The following is a 19,242-nucleotide window of genomic DNA, read 5'->3' on the forward strand; positions in this document are numbered from 1 at the left end:
CCCCCCAGGTCATGCCTTCGACAGGGGGCAACAGCCATGCCGGGCCCGGAGGCCAGCAGCCCCATTGCAGAGCCGCGAAGAACATAACGGGGGGCGGTGTCGGTGCGGTGCAGGGAAGGATGTCCCGGATGATCCGGGAGGGCAGTCCCGCACGGTAGAGGTCACCGGCATCGGGGCCGCGATCACCGAGCGGCTGGCCGGGCAGGGCATGCATCTGGTCGCACGGGACGGAGCCCGGTTCCGTCGCGGACACCGTTCGGCCGCAGCGTCCGGCATGCTGATTATTCGGGTCGGCAGCGTTGGCCTGTCCGCCAGTTCGCGGTGGCGGCGTCGATGACGGTGCCCAGCCTGTCCCGGGCGTCCACCAGTTCGCCGATCCGGCTGTCGATGCGGTCCCGTTCCGCCGAAAGCCGGTCGAGCAGTCCTGGCGTGGCCTCACCGTTCACGACGCACGGCAACAGATCGACGATCGACTTGCTCGACAGCCCGGCGGCGTACAACTGCTGGATCAGCCGGACGCGGTCGACCGCGCTGTCCGGGTACTGCCGCTGGCCGCCAGGGCTGCGTTGCGAGGCGAGCAGATGCTGTTCCTCGTAGTAGCGCAGCGCCCGAACGCTGACGCCTGTCCTGGTGGCGAGTTCGCCGATACGCATCATGTCTCTCCGAAATGAGCCGGACCGATATGAGCCGGACCACACTGCTTGCCTCTGACGTCGACGTCAGGTTTTAGCGTAGCCCGCGACGGCTCACCCCTCCGTAAAGGCGAAGGACGAGACCGTGCCCCCCAGTTCGGTATTTCGACAGCATCCCCGTCGGAAATGCGAAGGAAGATCTGCCCATGCCTGCTTCAGACGCGGCGGTCACGAACGACGCCATCACCGTCCCCTTCCCCGCCCCCGTCGTCTCGGTGCAGCCGGTGATGCTGGAAGCACCGGGCCGCGGTGCGGACCTGCAGGTGAGAATTTCCGCGCCGGCAACCGGGAGCGGACTGCCCGTCATCGTCTTCTCACACGGATTCGGGTCGTCGTTGAACGGCTACGGCCCGCTGGCCGACTTCTGGGCCGCTCACGGTTTCGTGGTCATCCAGCCCACCCATCTCGACTCCAGAACCGTGCATCTCCCCCAGGACGATCCCCGCACACCTCGGATATGGCGTTCCCGCGTCCAGGACATGAAGCGCGTCCTTGACCGGCTTGATCTGCTGGAGGCCGCCGTTCCCGGTCTCGGCGGGCGCCTGGACCGAAGCCGCATCGCCGCGGCCGGACACTCCTTCGGCGGCCAGACGGCGGGCATTCTGCTGGGACTGCGCGTCCTCGATCCGGTGAGCAAGAAAGCGGAGGACCTGTCCGACCCGCGGATCAAGGCGGGCGTGCTGCTTGCCACGGCCGGCCGGGGCGGAGCCGACCTGACCCCCTTCGCGGCCGAGAACCTTCCGTGGCTGAAGGAGCCGGACTTCGCGCACATGACCACGCCGGCCCTCGTGGTCGCGGGGGACGAGGACGACCTGCGGATGTCCGTCAGAGGGCCGGAGTGGCTCGCCGACCCGTACCACCTGAGCCCGGGGCGCAAGAGCCTGCTCACCCTGTTCGGGGCGGAGCACTCCCTCGGTGGAATCACCGGCTACGAAGTCCGGGAGACGACGGACGAGAACCCCGAGCGCGTGGCCCTGGTCCAACGGGCCACCTGGGCCTATCTGCGCCACGCGCTCGGCATCGAGGGCTCCGGCTGGACGGTGGCGCGGAAGGCTTTGTCGGAGAGCGTCGCCCCCTTGGGGCGGATCGAGTCCAAGTGAACCTCCGCGAAACCGACCATCTCCGGTCGTACCCGGCTACCTCCAGCGCACCGGCAGGAGTTGGGGTCCGCGGATCGTCATGCCGGGGCGCCAGGTCAGTGCTTCGTCGTTGGTGTCCAGGGTCAGGTCGGGGCAGCGTTCCAGGAGGGTGCGGATCGCGATACGGCCCTCCATCCGGGCCAGCGGGGCGCCGAGGCAGAAGTGGATGCCGTGGCCGAAGGCGACGTGGCCGCGTGTCTCGCGGGTGATGTCGAAGGTGTCGGGGGCCGGGAAGCGTTCGGTGTCCCGGCCCGCCGCGGCCAGCCCGACGAGGACGATCTCGCCGGCCGGGACGACCGTGCCGCCGATCTCGACGGGCTCGGCGGCGAACCGCCAGGTGGCGTTCTCCACGGGGCCGTCGTAGCGCAGCATTTCCTCCACGGCGTTGTCCAGGAGGGAGAAGTCGGCGCGCAGGGCGGATAGTTGCGCGGGGTGCCGGAGCAGGGCGCGCGTCCCGTTGGCTATGAGGTTGACGGTGGTTTCGTGACCGGCGACGAGCAGCAGGAAAGCCATGCCCAGCAGTTCCTGCCGGGAGAGCTGGTCACCGTCCTCGTCACTCGTGCGCACCAGCGCGCTCAGCAGGTCCTCGCCCGGCGACCGGCGCTTGGCGTCGATCAGGCCGTCGAGATACGCGGCCATCTCGCCGGCGGCCGTCAGCGTCGCCTCGTGACCGGTCGGTGAGACCAGTTCGTTGGACCACGCGCGGAAGGGCTCCCGCTCGATGTCGGGTACGCCGAGGAGTTCGCAGATGACGGTCATCGGGAGCGGGAAGGCCAGCGCCTCCACGAGGTCGGCGCGGCCGTCGGGGGCGGCCAGCATGGCGTCCAGGAGTTCATCGGTGATCTGCTGGACGCGCGGGCGCAGCGCCTCGACGCGGCGGGTGGTGAACTCCCGGGCCACCAGCTTGCGCAGCCGGGTGTGCTGCGGCGGGTCGGCGTCGAGCATGTTCATCAGCTGCCATTCGGCGTCCTCCTCGGGGCCCAGGACGGGGGCGCCGGAGCGGGTCCAGTCCTTGGCGAGGCGGGCGTCGGCCAGGGCGGCCCGTACCTCTTCGTACCCGACGACGAGCCACGCCTCCATGCCTTCGGCTTCGGCATCGGGCAGGCGGACCCGGTGGACCGGCCCCTGGGCGCGCAGTTTGGCGTAGTACGGGTGGGGGTCGGCGATGAAATCCGGGCCGTACGCATTCAGGTCGATGATTTCCGGCATGGTCCTGTCCGCCCCTCGTAGGCTTTTTCGTCACCGTACGTATGCCTGGGGTGGGGCGGCATCGGTCCCACGGAGGAGCCGGGGACCCGGACGTCCTCCGTGGGGAGTGCTTCACCTGCGGTACAGCCGCGGCGGCGCGGGCTCAGACTTCGTAGAGCCCCGCCATCCCGGGGCCGGTGAGCGGCTGCGGCGCAGCGTCGGCGAGGCGGGCGAGCAGGTCGGTGGCGCGCTTGGCGACCGTCTCGCGGTCGCCTTCCGAAAGCGCCGAGCCCATGCCCACGGCCACCGCGCCGGCGGCTATCCACTCGGGCGCGGTCTCGACCGTGACCCCGCCGGTGGGCAGCACCGGTGCCTGCGGCAGCGCCGCGCGGACATCGCGGAGCCAGTCCGGGCGGTGGGCGGAGGCCGGGAAGAGCTTGAGCGCGTCGGCGCCCAGTTCCAGGGCGCGCACCATTTCGGTGGGGGTGGCGACGCCGGGGAAGACCGGTACGCCGTAGCGGTGGCCGGTGCGGATGACCTCGGCGTCCAGGCTGGGCGAGACGAGGAAGCGGGCGCCGGCGTCGACGGCCATCCGGGCCGAGACGGCGTCCAGGACCGTGCCGGCGCCGATGACGGCGTCGTCACCCAGTTCGCGGCTGAGGGTGGTGACCGCTTCCAGCGCGAACGGCGTGGTCAGCGATATCTCCAGGCTGGTGATCCCGGCGGACAGCAGGGTGTCAGCGGTGGCGCTGGCCTCGTCGTAGGTCTCGCTGCGGACGACGGCGAAAACACGCTGCGCCAGAGCGGCCCGGGTGATCTCCCAGCGGTACACGGCAGTTCGCCGCCTTCCTTGTCTCAATCGCCAAACCCGTCGCTGTGCACCCCCGGAACGGCCGGGCACACGGCGCCTCCTGGGCCGTGCCGCGCCGCAGGTGACCTCCTCCTGGTCCCTTTGCCACCGTTGCCCGCCCATTCGTTGTTTCTACCGAAACGCTACCGGGGACCGCTGACAATTCTCCCGCGGGGGTGCGTCCCGGTGCCCGCCGAACGCCAGGAACCGACCGAGCGGCAGGGCCGCGGCACCGACGGTGACGGCTTCCGGGCCGAGCCGTCCCGGTTCGATGACGGTGCGCTCGTAGGGGTGGCGCAGCGCGTACGCGGCCGCCGCGTCCCGTACGGACGGCAGCAGCCGGGGGGCCAGGAGCAGTCCGGCCCAGCCCGCGACGACGATCCGTTCCGGGTTGAACAGGTTCACCAGGTCGGCGATGCCGGCGCCGAGGTATTCGGCGGTCTCGGCGAGGAGGGCGGCGGTGGCGGGTTCGTCCGCGGCGGCCAGCAGCCGCCCGAGGGCGGCCTCCTGGCCCGGGCCGTCCGCCGCCGTACCGTCCGGTTCCGGGTCGCCCGCCGCCCCGTCCGGTCCCGGACCGGTTCCCGGTGCGCCGTCCGCCCCCGTCTCGCGCCAGCGTTCCAGCAGCGCCTCGGCGCCCACGTACGCCTCCAGGCAGCCGTGCGCCCCGCAGCGGCACCGGCGCCCGCCGACCCGCATCGTGGTGTGCCCCCACTCGCCGGCGCTGCTGGCGGCGCCCCGGTACGGCGTGCCGTCGGCCACCACGCAGGCGCCCACGCCGGAGCCGATGAGCATGATCACGGCGTGCTCCGCGCCGCGCCCGGCGCCGAACCACATCTCGGCGCGGCCCAGCGTCTTGGCGCCGTTGTCGATGAACAGCGGCAGGCCGGCGAGGGGCGGGCCGCAGGCGCGCAGCATGGCCCCCAGCGGTACGGCGTCCCAGCCGACGGTCTGGCCGTGCACGACCGCGCCGTCGCCCGAGCCGTCCACGATCCCGGGAACGCCGATGCCCACTCCGAGCACGGTGGCGGCGTCGGCCCCCGCGGTCCGCAGGACGTCGGACACTCCCCGGGCGATCAGCCGCACGATGTGCGCGGCGTCGTACGCCCCGCCACCGGAACCAGGTGTTCCGTTCCGCTCCGCGCCGGAGGGTTGCGCCAGCACCGTCTCCGTACGCGCCAGTTCCCGCATCGAGAGGTCGAACAGCTCGACCCGTACCCGCGTCTCCCCCACGTCCACCCCGACCAGGCAGGCGCTGCCCGCCGCGATCCGCAGCAGGGTGCGCGGCCGGCCGCCGTCCGAGCCGACCACGCCCGCCTCCTCCACCAGGCCCTCGGCGGCCAGTTCGCCCACGACGTTGCTGATCGAGCCGGCGCTCAGCCCGGTGGCCGGGACCAGTTCCTGTCTGCTCAGCGGCCCGTCGAAGTACAGCTGCCGGAGCACCACCGACCGGTTGTCCCGCCGCAGGTCGTGTACCGTCCGACGGCCCGTGTCGCGCATGCGCGGTCCTCCTCCGCTCCCCGGCGGCCCGCCCCGGCCGCCGCGCGCCGAATCTACCGGGGCCCGAAAAAGACCTCCTCCGCCCCCCTCCTGCTTAATTCACAGCATGAATTAAGCAGGAGGGGGGCGGAGGAGGCGGGAAGCACGGCGGCGGAGGCCGGGGCGCCGCCCCCCCCGGCCTCCGCCGCTCCGACCGGCTGATCGTTTCAGCAGCTCCGGTCGACCAGGTCGAACGACTTGTAGTGATCGGCGGTGTAGTAGTCCTCGTCCTTCTTGTCACCGGTCACGATGCGCCGGGCCCCGCGGTCCGGGGAGCCCGGCGTCTTCACGGTGTACTCGTGGTAGTAGCCGCTCTGCTGCTTGGGGAGGATGCCCTCCCGGTTGCTGAAGACCGTGCCGTCCTTCGGGTACGGGAAGGGGCCGCCCTTGGCGATCAGGTCCAGGGTGTCGTGGGCCTGCGAGGGCAGCTTCGAGTAGCAGATGTCGCCGACGGCGTTGACGTGCGCGGCCGGGCGGACGGTGGCCGTGTGCGCCACGGGGGCGGCGGCCGTCGTGGCGGGTGTGGCGGCGATGGCGGGCCCGCCGACGAGCAGGGCCGACGCAAGGGCGCCGACGGCGCCGAACCGGGTGATGCGTGGGGGGATCTTCATGGACACAGCATGACGCGCGTAGACAGGTACCTGTCAATGCCAAGGGGCGGATGTTTCCCGCGAGTTCACGGGACGACGTCCGGCTGAACAGTGGGATTGTCATGAAATGACAACTTGCCTCTAAGGCAAAACTTTTGCCCGAGAGGCGAAACCTGGCTATACCGGGTACATGAGCGACACCGCTGCCGAGCCCGCCCCGGGCGAGCTGCCCGAGGAACTGCCCTCCGTCGCGCCCCGGCTGCGCGAGCTGCGGCGCCGTACCGGCCTCACGCTGGAGACGGCCGCCCGGCGGGTGGGGCTGTCGCCCGCGCACCTGTCCCGGCTGGAGACCAACCAGCGCCAGCCGTCGCTGCCGATGCTGCTCGCGCTGGCACGTATGTACGGGACAACGGTATCCGATCTGCTGGGTGAGGCGGTGCCGGAACGGGACCCGGTCATCCGGGCCGGGCGCGCCGAGCCGTCCGAGGCGGGCGGCTGGACGTACTGGACCCTGGGCGGCGCCGGGCGGGCCATGCAGGCCCTGCGGGTGCACGTACCGCAGCGCGCCCAGGGGGACCTGGTGCGGGTGCATCCGGGCGAGGAGTGGCTGTACGTCCTCAAGGGGCGGCTGCGGCTCACCCTCGGTGAGACGGCTCACGTGCTCGACCCCGGCGACGCCGCGCATTTCGACTCGCTGACCCCGCACCGCATCGCCGCCGCCACCCGCGGCGGCACGGAGCTGCTGTTCGTCCACACGCTGCTGCAGAGCGGCGCGGCCGAGCTGTGCCTCGGCGACACCGCACCCCGCCGCGGCCTGTGACCGAGGAAGGAACCTCTGCCATGCCCGAAGACCCGACCACCCAGGCCGTCCCCGAGGCCGCCCGGCCCGCCGCCCCCGAGCGCCAGTACGTGGAGAACAAGCCGCCGCGCGGTGTCTACGTACGCGTCTTTATCTACGTCGTGGCCACCCACGTGCTGCTGGCCTTCATGAGCATCATCTTCCTCATCGCGAAGAACCGCTGACGGGCGCCGCCCGGTAGCGCCGAGAGGCGCCGCCCGGCACCCCCGAGCGGCCGGAACGTCCATCCACCCGGCGCAAAAGTCCATTGTCCTCCGCCCGCGCCGGGTGAAACCTGCTGTCGCTCGTAGCGCACGCACCACGGCTGTTCCGCGAACCTCGTGGCACCGAGGAGGACCGAAGGATGCACCGCACGCGCACCGCGGCCACCGCCGCCCTCGCCCTGGCCCTGGCCGTCATCCCGCTGACCGGCCCGCCCGCCGGGGCGGCCGGCTCCAGCGGCGGACGGGACAGGCCACCGGCCGCCGGCCCCGCCATCACCCCCGCACCGCAGTCCGTCCGCGCCCTCGGCAGCCGGATCACCATCACCCCGACCGTCACGGTCGTGGCCGGGCCGGAGGCCGACGGCCCGGCGCTGGAAGTCGTCGAGCAGTCGCTGAAGCGGGCGGGCGCCGACCACGTCGTACGAGCCGCCGAGGCAGGCCGCGGCCTGACCGTGTACGTGGACGGCGCGGGCGCCGCACGGGCCCTGGCGGACCTCGGCGCGCGCGGCACGGCGGGGCTGCCCGCCGAGGGGTATGCGCTCGCCGTCGGCGGCGGCCGGATAGCGCTGGCCGGCGCGGACGCCACCGGCACGTACTACGCCGCCCAGTCGCTCCGCCAGCTCCTCCCGCACCGCGACCGCCCCGGCGCCCGGGTCCGCGGCACCGCCGTACGCGACTGGCCCGCCACCTCGCTGCGCGGCGTCATCGAGGGTTTCTACGGCACGCCCTGGTCGCACACCGCGCGCCTGGACCAGCTCGACTTCTACGGCGCGCACAAGATGAACACGTACGTCTACTCGCCCAAGGACGACCCGTACCTGCGCGAGAAGTGGCGCTCGCCCTACCCGGCGGACCAGCTCGCACGCCTCAAAGAGCTGGTGGACCGCGCGCGGGCCCGGCATGTCGAGTTCAGCTACGCGCTCTCCCCCGGCCTGTCCGTCTGCTACAGCTCGGACGCCGACCTGAAGGCGCTGACCGGCAAGTTCCAGGCACTGTGGGACATCGGCGTACGGACCTTCGCGGTGCCGCTGGACGACATCAGCTACACGGACTGGAACTGCGCCGCGGACAAGGAGCGGTTCGGCACCGGCGGAGGCGCCGCCGGGGCTGCTCAGGCGCATCTGCTGAACCGGGTGAACCGGGAGTTCATCGCCGCGCACCGGGACGAGGGGGCGCAGCCGCTCCAGATGGTGCCGACCGAGTACTACGACGTACGGGCGACGCCCTACAAGGCGGCGCTGAAGGCGCGGCTCGACCCGGATGTACTGGTGGAGTGGACCGGGGTGGGCGTGATCGCGCCGGTGATGACCGTCGCCCAGGCGGACGCGGCCCGGCAGGTCTTCGGACACCCGATCCTGACCTGGGACAACTACCCGGTCAACGACTATGTGACCGGCCGGCTGCTGCTCGGGCCGTTCAACGGCCGGGAGAAGGGGCTGCCCGGGCGGCTGGCGGGGATCACCGCCAATCCCATGATCCAGCCCGCCGCCTCCAAGATCGCCCTGTTCACGGTCGCCGATTACGCGTGGAACGACCGCGCCTACGACGCCCGCGCCTCCTGGGCCGCGGCGCTCAAGGAACTGTCCGGCGGCTCCCCGCGCACCGAACGGGCCCTCCGCGCCTTCGCCGACGCCCACTACGCCTCGGCCCTCAACCCCCAGCAGTCCCCCGAACTGGCCGCCGCAGTAAGGCGCTTCAGGGACGGCGGGAACGCGGAAGACCTGGACCGCACGCTGCGCGGACTCCAGCGCGCGCCGGGAGTCCTGCGCGCCTCCCTCCCCGACCGCGGCTTCATCGCCGACAGCGGGCCCTGGCTGGACGCGACCGCCGCGTGGGGCCGCGCCGCCCGCACGGCGCTGCGCATGCTCCAGGCGTCGCGTACGGGTGACGACGCGACGGCACAACGGCTGCGCACCCGGCTCACGGCGCTGGTCGCGGACGCGAAGTCGCACGTCTATGTCGACATGAACGGCAAGCGCGTGCCGGTGCTCGTCGCCAACGGCGTGGTGGACACCTTCGTCGCGGACGCCATCGCCGAAGTCGACGGCCGCGGGCCCGGCACCGGCGCCGGGCAGGACCGTACGCAGGGCGGCGCGACCCGCCGCTGACCGGCCGGCCTCCCGCGCGCGAGCTGCGTGGCATCCTAGACTTTCCGGTACATACGCGCCCCGGCAGGTCCACCCCACCAGCCCGCACGCGGGGAGGCACGATCATGACCCGTGACAACGAAGCGCCCGCTCCACGGCGGCCGGGAGCCCCCACCGCCGACGGCATCCTGGAAGCCGCGGTGCGGGACCTGGCGCCCGGCGGGGCGGACAATCCGCTCGTGGCCCGGATCGCCGCGGGCGAGGCCCCGCGCGAGGTGTTCACCGTGCTGGCCCTCGAACAGCACCTGATCATCGCCTCCGACCGGCGCAGCTTCCGGCACCTGGCGCGGCGCGCCGACGGCGACCCGCCGGTGACGGCCTTCTTCGAGGCGCTGGCCGAGGGCGAGTCGATGGCGCTCGGCGCGCTGGGCGGTCTCGCGGACGCCTGCGGGCTCGGTGGCGACGCCGTCCGGGAGTACGAGCCGCGGGCCGGCTGCCAGGCGTACCCGTCGTACGTGGCGCGGCTGGCGCTGGACGCGGAACCCACGGATGTGGTGATCGCGCTGACCGCCAACTTCGCCGCCTGGGGCGGTTATTGCGCCACCGTCTCGCACGCGCTGCGTACCCGCTACGCCTTTCCCGGCGCGGCGTGCGCGTTCTTCGACTTCTTCGCCGAACCCCCGGCGGAACTCACCGGACTGGCCCGTGAAGCCGTCCGGCACGGCCTCGACACGTCCCGGGTGTCGCCCCGCCTCGCGCACCGTTACGGCCGGCTGCTCCAGGAGTACGAGCTGATGTTCTGGGCGGCCCTCGCGGAATGACCGCCCCCGCGTGGCGCACACCTCACCACACCTCTCACCGCGCCGCCCGTCGCGCCATCCACCGCGCCGCCCGCCAAAACAGGGGAACCCTATTTTTTCCCAATTCCTCTTAGCAACAGGCGCTTTCCCTGTCAGAATGACCGCTCATGTCCACCGGTCAGGGGAGAAACGTGAACCACCGCACCACCATCGCCTTGTCCGCCGCTCTTCTCGCCGCCGCGGGACTCACCGCGTGCGGCGGCAGCGCCAAGAGCGAGAGCAAGCCGGCCGCCTCGCCGTCGGGTGCCGGTGCTTCGTCGGCGGACCAGGCGCCCTCCAAGGCGATCTCCGACGCGGAGGCGCGGCTGGGCATTCCCCCGAAGCCGGACGCCGCGACGCAGGCACGCTACATAGCCGCCCTCAACGCGGTTTCCCGGGACATCGTGAGTGAGAAGCCGGAGCGCGCGGTGAGCCGCGGCAGAAGCACCTGCGGCGCGATCCACTCCTTCCCGAAGGACCATGCCAAGCAGGTGGACCAGACGCGGCAGCGTTTCTCCGGGACGACGCAATTCACCGCGGAGCAGGCGGAGAAGATTCTGCAGGCCGTGCACACCCATCTGTGCCCGAAGAATTAGCGGCGGCAGCCCTTTCGCGCGGCGGATGTTGCGGGCGGGCGCGAGCAGGGCCGTCATTCTTCGACGGCTCCGCCCACCGACCGCAGATGGTCGCGGAATGTCAGTGCGGGGTTCTGCCGGCGGCCGGCGAGATAGCCGGCGAAGTCCACCTGCCGGCGCAGTGACATCCCTGCCCTGATGTGGTCGGCCTGGCAGCGTTCGGTGTCACGGATCGATTCCGCGTGCGCGAAGAGTTCACCGGCGTCCGCCGCGGGCAGGAAGAGCACGCCGTCGTCGTCGCCCAGCACCAGGTCCGCGCGGCCGACGGTCCACTCCCCCACCGTGGCGCTGTCCAGCGCGCCGTCCGGGCGGGCGTCCAGCCGCCGCGGTCCGGTCGGTGTCGCGCCGAGGCTGAAGACGGGCAGGCCGATCTGCCGCAGGTCGGCCGTGTCGCGGTGCAGGCCCCAGATGACGATGCCGGCCAGCCCGGCGGCCAGGGCCTCCAGTGCCACGAGGTCGCCGACGCAGCTCTCGTCGGTCCGTCCGGCGTTGTCAGCCACCAGTACGTCGCCGGGCGCGGCGGTTTCCAGCGCTTCGAGGAAGATGTCGACGCTGCCCGCGTGCCGGGTGGGCAGCGCCCGGCCGGCCAGCCGGGTGCCCGGTGCCAGGGACCGCAGCGGCGGGGGCGCGCAGCGCACCGGTGTCCGGGCGCGCAGGCACGCGTCCGCGAGATGGGCCGTGGTCAGCGTCGCGAACCGCCGTCGCAGCTCTTCGTGTTCCATGCCGCACTCCTCCCCGGGCGGGACCGGTGCCCGCTCCCGGACGGACATCCTGCGCATACCTTCCCCCGCCGCCGCTCCGCCGCGCCAGGGCCGGTGGCAAGCTCGGGCCATGGATCACTTCACCGGCGCCCCGCCCGTCTCCCGGGAGTTGTTCGCCTTCGCCGTCCGTCTGGCCACACGCGCCGGGCGGCTGAGCGCCGAAGGGTTCCTCGGCGGCTGGTCGTCCGTACGCAAGGTGGACGGCACCGAGGTGACCTCGGTGGACCTCGCCGTCGAGGATCTCGTACGCAAGGAACTGGCGGCGGCGTACCCCACGGACGCGGTGCTCGGTGAGGAGTCCGGGCCGCGGGCCGGGACGTCCGGGCGGCGCTGGGTGATCGCCCCGGTCAACGGCACCCGGCAGTTCACCGAGCGGGTGCCGACGTTCTCCTGTGACCTGGCGTACGAGGACGAGCACGGGCCCGCGATCGGCGTGGTGCACCTGCCGATGAGCCGGCAGACGGTGGCGGCCGGGCGGGGTCTCGGCTGCTGGCTGCTGCTGGGCGAGGACCCGGACCCGCTGGAAGCGCTGCGCTCGGGGCGCGGACGGCTGCGCGTCCGTGGCCGTACGGAGCTGAGCGGGGCCAGGACCCAGGCGCACAACATCGCGGGCTGGCCGGAGTCGCTGCTGACGGCGCTGCACCGGCGGGTGTTCCTGGTACCCACCGGCGGCGTGCTGGACGTCCTGGCCGGGCGGGCGGACGCGCTGGTGATCGCGGGACCCGCGATGGGGTACGAGGACCTCGCGCCGCTGCCGGTGATCGCCGCGGAGGGCGGTGGCCGGATCACGGACCTCACCGGAGCGCCCGTCCTGGCGGGGGACGGCACGGTGCTGATCACGAACGGTCCGCTGCACGACCCGTTCCTGGAGTTGGTGGCGGAGTCCGGGAAGGGCCATGACGCGCGGGCTCTCCTGGTCGACGCCCACCCGGGGTGGGCGGCCGAAGGGAACGCGCTCACCGCGGAGTTGCGGTGTCTGCTCGCCCCGGTGGCCCGGCGGGTGGAGCACATCGGGAGCACGTCGGTGCCCGGCATGGCCGCCAAGCCCGTTTTCGACCTCCAGGTGAGCGTCGCGGCTCTGGCGGAGGTCGCGGACGCCTTCGATGGGCCGCTGGCGGCCCGGGGCTTCGTCCGCTCGCGGCACCAGAGCGACCATGTGCCGGCGGGCCGGGACGACGATCCGGCCCGCTGGGCGAAGCGGTTGTGGTCGCGGCGCGGCGGTCCCGGGCCGGATGTCAATCTGCACGTACGGCGCGTGGGTTCGCCGAACGAGCGGCTGGCGCTGCTGTTCCGCGACTGGTTCCGCGCCCACCCCGAGGCCGTCCCGGCGTACGCGCGCTTCAAGCGTGAACTGGCCGTCCGGACCGCGGACAAGGGCAGTTACGCGGAGGTGAAGGACCCAGTCGTGGACCTGGTGGCCGAGGTCGCGGAGGCGTGGGCCGCGGAGACCGGGTGGCGGCCGTGAGGGGCGCGCCGGACACTTCCTAAGGGCGGTCCAGCAGTTCCCCCGCCGGCTCGGACAGGGTCCCGCCGTCGTTGATCCGCCGGCCGCGCAGCCAGGTGGACCGTACGACGCCGTGCAGCGTGCGCCCCGCGTATGCCGTGATCTTGTTGCGGTGCTGGAGTACGGCCGGGTCGACGGTGAACGTCGCGTCCGGGTCGAGCACCGCGAAGTCCGCGTCCCGTCCGGGCTCGATGGCGCCCTTGTGGCGCAGGCCGACGAGTGCGGCCGGCGCGGTGGCCATCCAGCGGGCGACGTCCTCCAGCGTGTGGCCGCGCTCGCGGGCGGCGGTCCAGACGGCGGGCAGGCCGAGCTGGAGGGAGGAGATGCCGCCCCAGGCGTCGCCGAAGTCGGGGGTCTTCAGGTCGGCGGTGGACGGCGAGTGGTCGGAGACGACGCAGTCGATCGTGCCATCGGCGAGGCCCTGCCAGATGGCGTCCTGGTTGGCGGCCTCGCGGATCGGCGGGCAGCACTTGAACTCGGTGGCGCCGTCCGGTATCTCCTCGGCGGTCAGGGTGAGGAAGTGCGGGCAGGTCTCGACGGTGATCCGTACGCCCTCGGCGCGGGCGTCGGCGATCAGCGGCAGCGCGTCGGAGGAGGACAGGTGCAGGATGTGCACCCGTGCGCCCAGCCGCCGGGCGAGCGTGATCAGCCCGGCGATCGCGTCGTTCTCGGACACCCGGGGGCGGGAGGCGAGGAAGCCGGCGTACTCGGGGCCGTGCGGCTGCGGCGCGGCCGCCAGATGGTCCGGGTCCTCGGCGTGCACGATGAGCAGGCCGTCGAAGCCGGCGATCTCGCCGAGCGCGGCGGCCAGCTGCTCCTGGTCCAGCTGCGGGAACTCGTCCACGCCGGACGGGGACAGGAAGCACTTGAAGCCGAAGACACCCGCGTCGTGCAGTGGCCGCAGGTCCTTGACGTTGCCGGGCACCGCGCCGCCCCAGAAGCCGACGTCGATGTGCGCCTTGGGGCGGGCGACATCGCGCTTGGTGTGCAGGTTCGCCTCGGTGGTGGTGGGCGGCAGGCTGTTGAGGGGCATGTCGACGAGGGTGGTGATGCCGCCGGCCGCGGCCGCGCGGGTGGCGGTCCAGAAGCCTTCCCACTCGGTACGGCCGGGGTCGTTCACGTGGACGTGGGTGTCGACGAGGCCGGGCAGCAGCACGTCGTCGCCGAAGTCCTCGACCCGCGCCCCGGCGGGTGCGGGGGCGTCGTGCGGGAGCAGTTCCGCGATCTTCCCGTCCCGGACGGTGACGGTCGCCGCGCGGGTCCCCCGGGGGGTGACGACGCGGGTGGAGCGCAGCACCAGATCGATCTCGGACACCCGGTCCCCTCCTCGTGTGGTTCCCGTGGGCTTCCGCCCCACGGAATTCAACTTTCCGTTGAAGGAGTGTTCCTCCGGGGCCGTGGCCCGTCAAGACCCCATCCCGGGCGGCACGGTGGAACGGAACGCGCCGGTCGCGGAATCCGCCGGGGCGGGTTCGTGGCGGGATCACGCACCCCGCCCGGGCGATTGGAGGATTCCACGGAATGGATACCGAGTTTCACTCAGCAGAATGTTGCTCCGGCCACTGGCCGGGCCCGATGATCGCCGGTAGCGCCCGGGTACGGCCGGAGCGCGGGCCCTGACCGGCGGGAACGAGTGTGCGACAGGCCGTGTGTCCGACGGAGGTGACCGGTAGGCTGCTCCGGGTCGGTCCCGGCACCCGTACACCCCAGCCCTGCGCCGAGCCCGCCACCACCTGCCCCGAAAGGAACGCGTCGTGCCGCCGTCCAGCGCCAGCACTTCCGCCGCCGCAGCCAGGCCCACAGCCGCCGGCGGTGGCGTCCAGTCCCTTGAGCGCGCCTTCGACCTGCTGGAGCGGATGGCCGACGCCGGTGGCGAGGTCGGCCTGAGCGAGCTGTCGACGAGCAGCGGACTGCCGCTGCCGACGATCCACCGGCTCATGCGCACCCTCGTCGCCTGCGGCTACGTCCGCCAGCAGCCGAACCGCCGGTACGCGCTCGGCCCCCGGCTGATCCGACTCGGCGAGAGCGCCTCGCGCCTGCTGGGCACCTGGGCCCGGCCGTATCTGGCGCGCGCGGTCGAGGAGACCGGCGAGACCGCCAACATGGCACTGCTCGACGGCGACGAGATCGTGTACGTGGCACAGGTGCCGTCCCGGCACGCGGTCCGGATGTTCACCGAGGTCGGCCGCCGGGTGCTGCCGCACTCCACCGGCGTGGGCAAGGCACTGCTGGCGGGCCACCCGCCGGAGGAGACCCGCGCGCTGCTCGGCCGTACGGGGATGCCGGCCGCGACCGAGAAGACCATCACCGATCCGGACAGCTTCCTGGACGCCCTCGAAGAGGTCCGCAGGCTCGGGTACGCGATGGACGACAACGAACAGGAGATCGGCGTCCGCTGCATCGCGGTGCCGGTGCCCGACTCCCCCACCGCGGCGGCCATCTCCATCTCCGGCCCGACGGGACGGGTGACCGAGGCGTCCATCGACAAGATCGTCCCGGTGCTCCAGGAGATCGCGGCCGAGCTCTCGGTGGCGCTGGCCAACCAGAACCCGGCGTAGCCCTCCGGCCGCGGGCGTGCCGGGGGTCCGTACGGCCCCCGCGCCCCGGCCCGGCCTCAGTACCGGCGCGGGACGTCCCCGTACATGCCGATCAGGTCGCGCAGGTCCGCCAAGGCGGGCGCCAGCGCGCTGACCGAGCCCACCGCGCCCGCGATCAGCAGCAGCGAACGGCGCAGCCGGGTCACCTCCGGGCCGCCCGCGCTCACCATGGCGTGCAGTGCGGCCAGTTCATCGTCGGCGGCCGCGCGGTCGGGCAACTCCGCCGGCAGGACGGCCAGTTCCCGGCGCAACCGGGCCACCGCCCCGCACAGGGCGGCGGCCCGCGGATCGTCCCCGGCTTCTGCTGTTCGCCTGTGCTTCTGCCTCTGCTCCACAACTACGGCATCCTCCACGGCCGTTGGCCCCGCTCCACGACGCGGGCCAGTTAACGCCACCCTGTGCGGTCCGCGCCACACGGAGAGCGAATTCAGGATCACCGAATTCCTCTGCGCACCGGCCGCCGCCATGCGGTACCGTCCTCGGCCCGGCCCCTTCCCCCGCCGCCACACCCGGCCCCGCACCGCCCTGAAGCGCCCGGCCATGGGGTAAGCAGGTCCCATGGCACACATCTCACACCCCGCCCCGGACGCCACCCCCGCACGCCGGCCGGTCGCCGGGCTGCTGCTCGCCGCGGGCGGCGGGCGGCGACTGGGCGGTCGCCCCAAGGCCCTGCTGGATTTCCGCGGCAGGCCGCTGGTCGAGAACGCGGCCCGGGTGCTGCGGGAGGGCGGCTGCGACCCGGTGCACATCGTCCTGGGCGCGGCGGCCGGGACCGTACGGGAACGGGCCGACCTCTCGGCGTACGGGACGGCCGACAACCCGGACTGGGCACAGGGCATGGGCTCCTCACTGCGCGTCGGGCTGGCCGCGCTGGCGGACTCCGGGGCGAGCGCCGCACTGGTCTCGCTGGTGGACCAGCCGGGCATCGGCGCAGCGGCGGTGGCGCGCGTGATCGCCGCGTACGAGGGCGGAGCCGATCCGGTCGCGGCGGCGTACGGCGGGAAGCGCGGGCATCCGGTGCTGTTCGGGGCCGCGCGGTGGCCGGCGGTGGCGGCCGGCGCGACCGGTGACCGCGGGGCGCGTGCGTACCTGAAGGAGCACGAGGCCGCCCTCACTCTGGTCGAGTGCGGGGACGTGGCCGAACCGTACGACATCGACACACCGCGGGACCTGTTCCGGCTGGCGGCACCGGGCGCGCCCCGGGCAGGCGAAGGGCGGTGACCGCGGTGGCACTCCGCGTCATGCGATCACCGCTTCTGTCGACGGGGAGAATCTCGACGTCAACAAACCATTGAAGTTCCGCGATAAGGAAACTACTCTCCACTGGTCAGAAGCGTCCCGAACCGAAACGGCGCCCGCCACCGCCGGCTGCGGCCCGCGGCACCCCGTGCCGCGCACCCGCCCCGGCGGCCGCCCGGGCACCGCCGCTGAATGGAGTGACAGCTCATGTCCGCACCAGCGCCGTCCCCGCTGGCCATCGTCGACGTCGACCCCGGCAAGGCCCCCGCCCGCCAGGACGAGATCCTCACGGAGGCCGCGCTGGCCTTCGTCGCCGAACTCCACCGCCGGTTCACCCCGCGCCGCGACGAGCTGCTCGCCCGCCGCGACGCGCGCCGCGCCGAGATCGCCCGGACCTCCGCCCTGGACTTCCTGCCGGAGACCGCGCCGGTCCGCGACGACGACAGCTGGCGCGTCGCCCCGGCACCCGCCGCGCTCGACGACCGCCGGGTGGAGATCACCGGCCCCACCGACCGCAAGATGACCATCAACGCGCTCAACTCCGGCGCGAAGGTCTGGCTCGCCGACTTCGAGGACGCCTCCGCCCCCACCTGGGCGAACGTCATCGGCGGCCAGCTGAACCTGATCGACGCGTACGAGCGCCGGATCGACTTCACCGACCCGGACAGCGGCAAGTCGTACGCCCTCAAGCCCGCCGAGGAACTGGCCACCGTCGTCGTCCGGCCGCGCGGCTGGCACCTGGACGAGCGGCACCTCCGGCTCGACGGCACACCGGTCCCCGGCGCCCTGGTCGACTTCGGCCTGTACTTCTTCCACAACGCCCAGCGCCTGCTGGACCTCGGCAAAGGCCCGTACTTCTACCTCCCGAAGACCGAGTCGCACCTGGAGGCCCGCCTCTGGAACGAGATCTTCGTCTTCGCGCAGGACTACGCCGGCATCGCGCAGGGCACCATCCGCGCCACGGTCCTCATCGAGACCATCACCGCCGCGTACGAGATGGAGGAGATCCTCTACGAGCTGCGCGACCATGCCTCGGGCCTGAACGCGGGCCGCTGGGACTACCTGTTCTCCATCGTGAAGAACTTCCGCGACGGCGGCGAGAAGTTCGTGCTGCCGGACCGCAACGCGATCACCATGACGGCGCCGTTCATGCGCGCGTACACCGAACTCCTCGTCCGCACCTGCCACAAGCGCGGCGCGCACGCGATCGGCGGCATGGCGGCGTTCATCCCCAACCGCCGTGACCCCGAGGCCAACGAGACGGCGCTGGCCAAGGTCCGCGCCGACAAGGACCGGGAGGCCGGCGACGGCTTCGACGGCTCCTGGGTCGCCCACCCCGACCTGGTCCCGGTCGCCCGCGCCTCCTTCGACGCGGTGCTCGGCGACGAGCCGCACCAGAAGAACCGGCTGCGCGAGGACGTCGAGGTCTCGGCCGCCGACCTCATCGCCGTCGATTCCCTGGACGCCAAGCCCACCTACCAGGGCCTGGTGGACGCGGTGCGGGTCGGCACCCGCTACATCGAGGCATGGCTGCGCGGCCTGGGCGCGGTCGCCATCTTCGGCCTGATGGAGGACGCGGCCACCGCCGAGATCTCCCGGTCGCAGATCTGGCAGTGGGTGGACGCGGGCGTCGTGTTCGAGAACGGCGAGAAGGCCACCGCGGACCTGGTCCGCAGGATCGCCGACGAGGAACTGGCCGCCATCCGCGCCGAGATCGGCGACGCGGCCTTCACCGCCGGCACCTGGCAGCAGGCCCACGACCTGCTCCTCAAGGTCGCCCTGGACACCGACTACGCGGCATTCCTGACCCTGCCGGCGTACGAGCTGCTGGACTGACGGGAATCCCGCCCGGGGCCCGTACGCGTCGGCGTTCCGGTGCGTACGGGCCCTTTCGGTATTTCACCCGCCGATCCGGCATGTGTACCCGGCCGTTGAGGTATGCCGGGACACGCCCGACCTCAACGTCTCTTGATCCATTGCGCACTTGTCCCTTGATGGCGTCGCCATGCACACGATCACTCGCGGGTGCGCCGTCACCCTCGGGTGCGGCCGTGCGCGGCGACGCGCGGCCCGGGAACAACGGGGAACGGCAGAACATGGAGCAGACGAAGGTCCGCCGGGCGATCACGGGGGTGGCGGTCGCCATGGCCGCGTTCGCCGTACCGGCGGTCACGGCCGGAACCGCGGTGGCGGACGACCACCGGCCGGTGCGGTCGGCCGCCGGGCACACGGTGGAGCCCCGCACGCAGAGCCAGTGCGTGGCCTACCTCAAGGCCCGCCACTACAAGATCGGCCCCAAGGTGAAGGAAGCCTGCAAGTGGAAGGCGGATCCGCAGCCGCCGGGAAACCCCGACATTCGCTGCCTGGCCGGCCTGCGGGCCCTCGGGGTCAAGGACAACGACGTCAACTACGCCTGCATCCGCGCCTGACGGGCATACCGGTCCCGGGGGGGGGGGGGGAGGGGGGGGGGGGGGGGGGGGGGGGGGGGGGGGGGGGGGGGGGGGGGGGGGGGGAAGAAAAGGT

At 72.7% G+C, this 19,242-nt stretch carries 19 protein-coding genes; 11 read left to right on the plus strand and 8 right to left on the minus strand.

Going from position 1 to position 19,242, the window contains the following annotated elements:
- Positions 1-281: 281 nt before the first annotated feature.
- Positions 282-656 carry a MerR family transcriptional regulator gene (locus ACZ53K_RS41385; RefSeq protein ID WP_468847941.1) on the minus strand — a complete coding sequence of 125 codons (375 nt, stop codon included), beginning with the start codon at positions 654-656 and terminating at the stop codon, positions 282-284.
- 182 nt (positions 657-838) lie between these two features.
- On the opposite strand from ACZ53K_RS41385, the gene ACZ53K_RS41390 reads away from it, so the two are divergent.
- Positions 839-1,792: an alpha/beta hydrolase family protein gene (locus tag ACZ53K_RS41390; RefSeq protein WP_468847944.1), complete on the plus strand. Its 954-nt coding sequence runs from the start codon at positions 839-841 to the stop codon at positions 1,790-1,792.
- 36 nt (positions 1,793-1,828) lie between these two features.
- Here the strand turns inward: ACZ53K_RS41390 and ACZ53K_RS41395 are convergent, their stop codons facing one another.
- From ACZ53K_RS41395 to ACZ53K_RS41410, 4 genes are all read right to left on the minus strand, one after another.
- The gene (locus tag ACZ53K_RS41395) at positions 1,829-3,040 is read right to left on the minus strand and encodes a cytochrome P450 family protein (protein ID WP_468847947.1); all 1,212 of its coding nucleotides are present in this window, start codon (positions 3,038-3,040) and stop codon (positions 1,829-1,831) included.
- 142 nt (positions 3,041-3,182) lie between these two features.
- Positions 3,183-3,851, minus strand: a complete 669-nt coding sequence (locus ACZ53K_RS41400; protein ID WP_468847949.1) for a bifunctional 4-hydroxy-2-oxoglutarate aldolase/2-dehydro-3-deoxy-phosphogluconate aldolase — start codon at positions 3,849-3,851, stop codon at positions 3,183-3,185.
- Positions 3,852-4,001: 150 nt separating this feature from the next.
- Positions 4,002-5,366, minus strand: coding sequence for an ROK family transcriptional regulator (locus ACZ53K_RS41405; protein WP_468847952.1), 1,365 nt, complete (start codon positions 5,364-5,366; stop codon positions 4,002-4,004).
- Positions 5,367-5,572: 206 nt separating this feature from the next.
- Positions 5,573-6,016: a ribonuclease gene (locus ACZ53K_RS41410; RefSeq protein ID WP_468847954.1), complete on the minus strand. Its 444-nt coding sequence runs from the start codon at positions 6,014-6,016 to the stop codon at positions 5,573-5,575.
- Between the two features lie 169 nt (positions 6,017-6,185).
- Here ACZ53K_RS41410 and ACZ53K_RS41415 point away from each other — a divergent pair, with 169 nt between their 5' ends.
- The 5 genes from ACZ53K_RS41415 to ACZ53K_RS41435 all read left to right on the plus strand — a co-directional run bounded on the left by ACZ53K_RS41415 (position 6,186) and on the right by ACZ53K_RS41435 (position 10,579).
- Positions 6,186-6,815: a helix-turn-helix domain-containing protein gene (locus tag ACZ53K_RS41415; protein WP_468847957.1), complete on the plus strand. Its 630-nt coding sequence runs from the start codon at positions 6,186-6,188 to the stop codon at positions 6,813-6,815.
- A gap of 20 nt (positions 6,816-6,835) precedes the next feature.
- Positions 6,836-7,018, plus strand: a complete 183-nt coding sequence (locus ACZ53K_RS41420) for a DUF6126 family protein (protein ID WP_468847959.1) — start codon at positions 6,836-6,838, stop codon at positions 7,016-7,018.
- Positions 7,019-7,197: 179 nt separating this feature from the next.
- Positions 7,198-9,165, plus strand: a complete 1,968-nt coding sequence (locus tag ACZ53K_RS41425) for a beta-N-acetylglucosaminidase domain-containing protein (RefSeq protein WP_468847961.1) — start codon at positions 7,198-7,200, stop codon at positions 9,163-9,165.
- 104 nt (positions 9,166-9,269) lie between these two features.
- The gene (locus tag ACZ53K_RS41430; RefSeq protein ID WP_468847962.1) at positions 9,270-9,965 is read left to right on the plus strand and encodes a thiaminase II/PqqC family protein; all 696 of its coding nucleotides are present in this window, start codon (positions 9,270-9,272) and stop codon (positions 9,963-9,965) included.
- Positions 9,966-10,135: 170 nt separating this feature from the next.
- On the plus strand, positions 10,136-10,579 hold the full coding sequence (locus ACZ53K_RS41435; RefSeq protein WP_468847963.1) for a DUF732 domain-containing protein: 444 nt from the start codon (positions 10,136-10,138) through the stop codon (positions 10,577-10,579).
- Positions 10,580-10,632: 53 nt separating this feature from the next.
- Here ACZ53K_RS41435 and ACZ53K_RS41440 read toward each other — a convergent pair whose 3' ends face one another.
- Positions 10,633-11,340 (minus strand): RraA family protein, encoded by a 708-nt coding sequence (locus ACZ53K_RS41440; RefSeq protein WP_468847965.1) that lies wholly within the window; start codon positions 11,338-11,340, stop codon positions 10,633-10,635.
- A gap of 109 nt (positions 11,341-11,449) precedes the next feature.
- On the opposite strand from ACZ53K_RS41440, the gene ACZ53K_RS41445 reads away from it, so the two are divergent.
- The gene (locus ACZ53K_RS41445; RefSeq protein ID WP_468847967.1) at positions 11,450-12,844 is read left to right on the plus strand and encodes an inositol monophosphatase family protein; all 1,395 of its coding nucleotides are present in this window, start codon (positions 11,450-11,452) and stop codon (positions 12,842-12,844) included.
- A 19-nt stretch (positions 12,845-12,863) separates the two neighbouring features.
- On the opposite strand, the gene allB is transcribed toward ACZ53K_RS41445, so the two are convergent.
- Positions 12,864-14,198 (minus strand): allantoinase AllB, encoded by a 1,335-nt coding sequence (gene allB / locus ACZ53K_RS41450; RefSeq protein WP_468847969.1) that lies wholly within the window; start codon positions 14,196-14,198, stop codon positions 12,864-12,866.
- Positions 14,199-14,637: 439 nt separating this feature from the next.
- On the opposite strand from allB, the gene ACZ53K_RS41455 reads away from it, so the two are divergent.
- Positions 14,638-15,441 (plus strand): IclR family transcriptional regulator, encoded by an 804-nt coding sequence (locus tag ACZ53K_RS41455; RefSeq protein ID WP_468847970.1) that lies wholly within the window; start codon positions 14,638-14,640, stop codon positions 15,439-15,441.
- 56 nt (positions 15,442-15,497) lie between these two features.
- Here the strand turns inward: ACZ53K_RS41455 and ACZ53K_RS41460 are convergent, their stop codons facing one another.
- Entirely contained in the window at positions 15,498-15,815 is a 318-nt protein-coding gene (locus tag ACZ53K_RS41460; RefSeq protein ID WP_468847972.1) for a DUF5955 family protein, read from the minus strand.
- A gap of 223 nt (positions 15,816-16,038) precedes the next feature.
- Between ACZ53K_RS41460 and ACZ53K_RS41465 the strand changes: the two genes are divergently transcribed.
- From ACZ53K_RS41465 to ACZ53K_RS41475, 3 genes are all read left to right on the plus strand, one after another.
- The gene (locus ACZ53K_RS41465; RefSeq protein ID WP_468847974.1) at positions 16,039-16,701 is read left to right on the plus strand and encodes a nucleotidyltransferase family protein; all 663 of its coding nucleotides are present in this window, start codon (positions 16,039-16,041) and stop codon (positions 16,699-16,701) included.
- A 225-nt stretch (positions 16,702-16,926) separates the two neighbouring features.
- Entirely contained in the window at positions 16,927-18,555 is a 1,629-nt protein-coding gene (aceB, locus tag ACZ53K_RS41470; protein WP_468847976.1) for a malate synthase A, read from the plus strand.
- A 260-nt stretch (positions 18,556-18,815) separates the two neighbouring features.
- Positions 18,816-19,148, plus strand: a complete 333-nt coding sequence (locus ACZ53K_RS41475; RefSeq protein ID WP_468847979.1) for a hypothetical protein — start codon at positions 18,816-18,818, stop codon at positions 19,146-19,148.
- Positions 19,149-19,242 lie beyond the last annotated feature (94 nt).

The organism is Streptomyces sp. NPDC033221 (assembly GCF_055577005.1).

What these genes read in the sequence shown, in the direction of transcription:
- ACZ53K_RS41415 (WP_468847957.1), top strand. Translation starts at nt 6,186, where the DNA reads ATGAGCGACACCGCTGCCGAGCCCGCCCCGGGCGAGCTGCCCGAGGAA.
- ACZ53K_RS41405 (WP_468847952.1), bottom strand. Translation starts at nt 5,366, where the DNA reads ATGCGCGACACGGGCCGTCGGACGGTACACGACCTGCGGCGGGACAAC.
- ACZ53K_RS41430 (WP_468847962.1), top strand. Translation starts at nt 9,270, where the DNA reads ATGACCCGTGACAACGAAGCGCCCGCTCCACGGCGGCCGGGAGCCCCC.
- ACZ53K_RS41410 (WP_468847954.1), bottom strand. Translation starts at nt 6,016, where the DNA reads ATGAAGATCCCCCCACGCATCACCCGGTTCGGCGCCGTCGGCGCCCTT.
- ACZ53K_RS41425 (WP_468847961.1), top strand. Translation starts at nt 7,198, where the DNA reads ATGCACCGCACGCGCACCGCGGCCACCGCCGCCCTCGCCCTGGCCCTG.
- ACZ53K_RS41395 (WP_468847947.1), bottom strand. Translation starts at nt 3,040, where the DNA reads ATGCCGGAAATCATCGACCTGAATGCGTACGGCCCGGATTTCATCGCC.
- aceB (WP_468847976.1), top strand. Translation starts at nt 16,927, where the DNA reads ATGTCCGCACCAGCGCCGTCCCCGCTGGCCATCGTCGACGTCGACCCC.
- ACZ53K_RS41385 (WP_468847941.1), bottom strand. Translation starts at nt 656, where the DNA reads ATGATGCGTATCGGCGAACTCGCCACCAGGACAGGCGTCAGCGTTCGG.
- ACZ53K_RS41465 (WP_468847974.1), top strand. Translation starts at nt 16,039, where the DNA reads ATGGCACACATCTCACACCCCGCCCCGGACGCCACCCCCGCACGCCGG.
- ACZ53K_RS41440 (WP_468847965.1), bottom strand. Translation starts at nt 11,340, where the DNA reads ATGGAACACGAAGAGCTGCGACGGCGGTTCGCGACGCTGACCACGGCC.
- ACZ53K_RS41420 (WP_468847959.1), top strand. Translation starts at nt 6,836, where the DNA reads ATGCCCGAAGACCCGACCACCCAGGCCGTCCCCGAGGCCGCCCGGCCC.
- ACZ53K_RS41475 (WP_468847979.1), top strand. Translation starts at nt 18,816, where the DNA reads ATGGAGCAGACGAAGGTCCGCCGGGCGATCACGGGGGTGGCGGTCGCC.
- ACZ53K_RS41390 (WP_468847944.1), top strand. Translation starts at nt 839, where the DNA reads ATGCCTGCTTCAGACGCGGCGGTCACGAACGACGCCATCACCGTCCCC.
- ACZ53K_RS41445 (WP_468847967.1), top strand. Translation starts at nt 11,450, where the DNA reads ATGGATCACTTCACCGGCGCCCCGCCCGTCTCCCGGGAGTTGTTCGCC.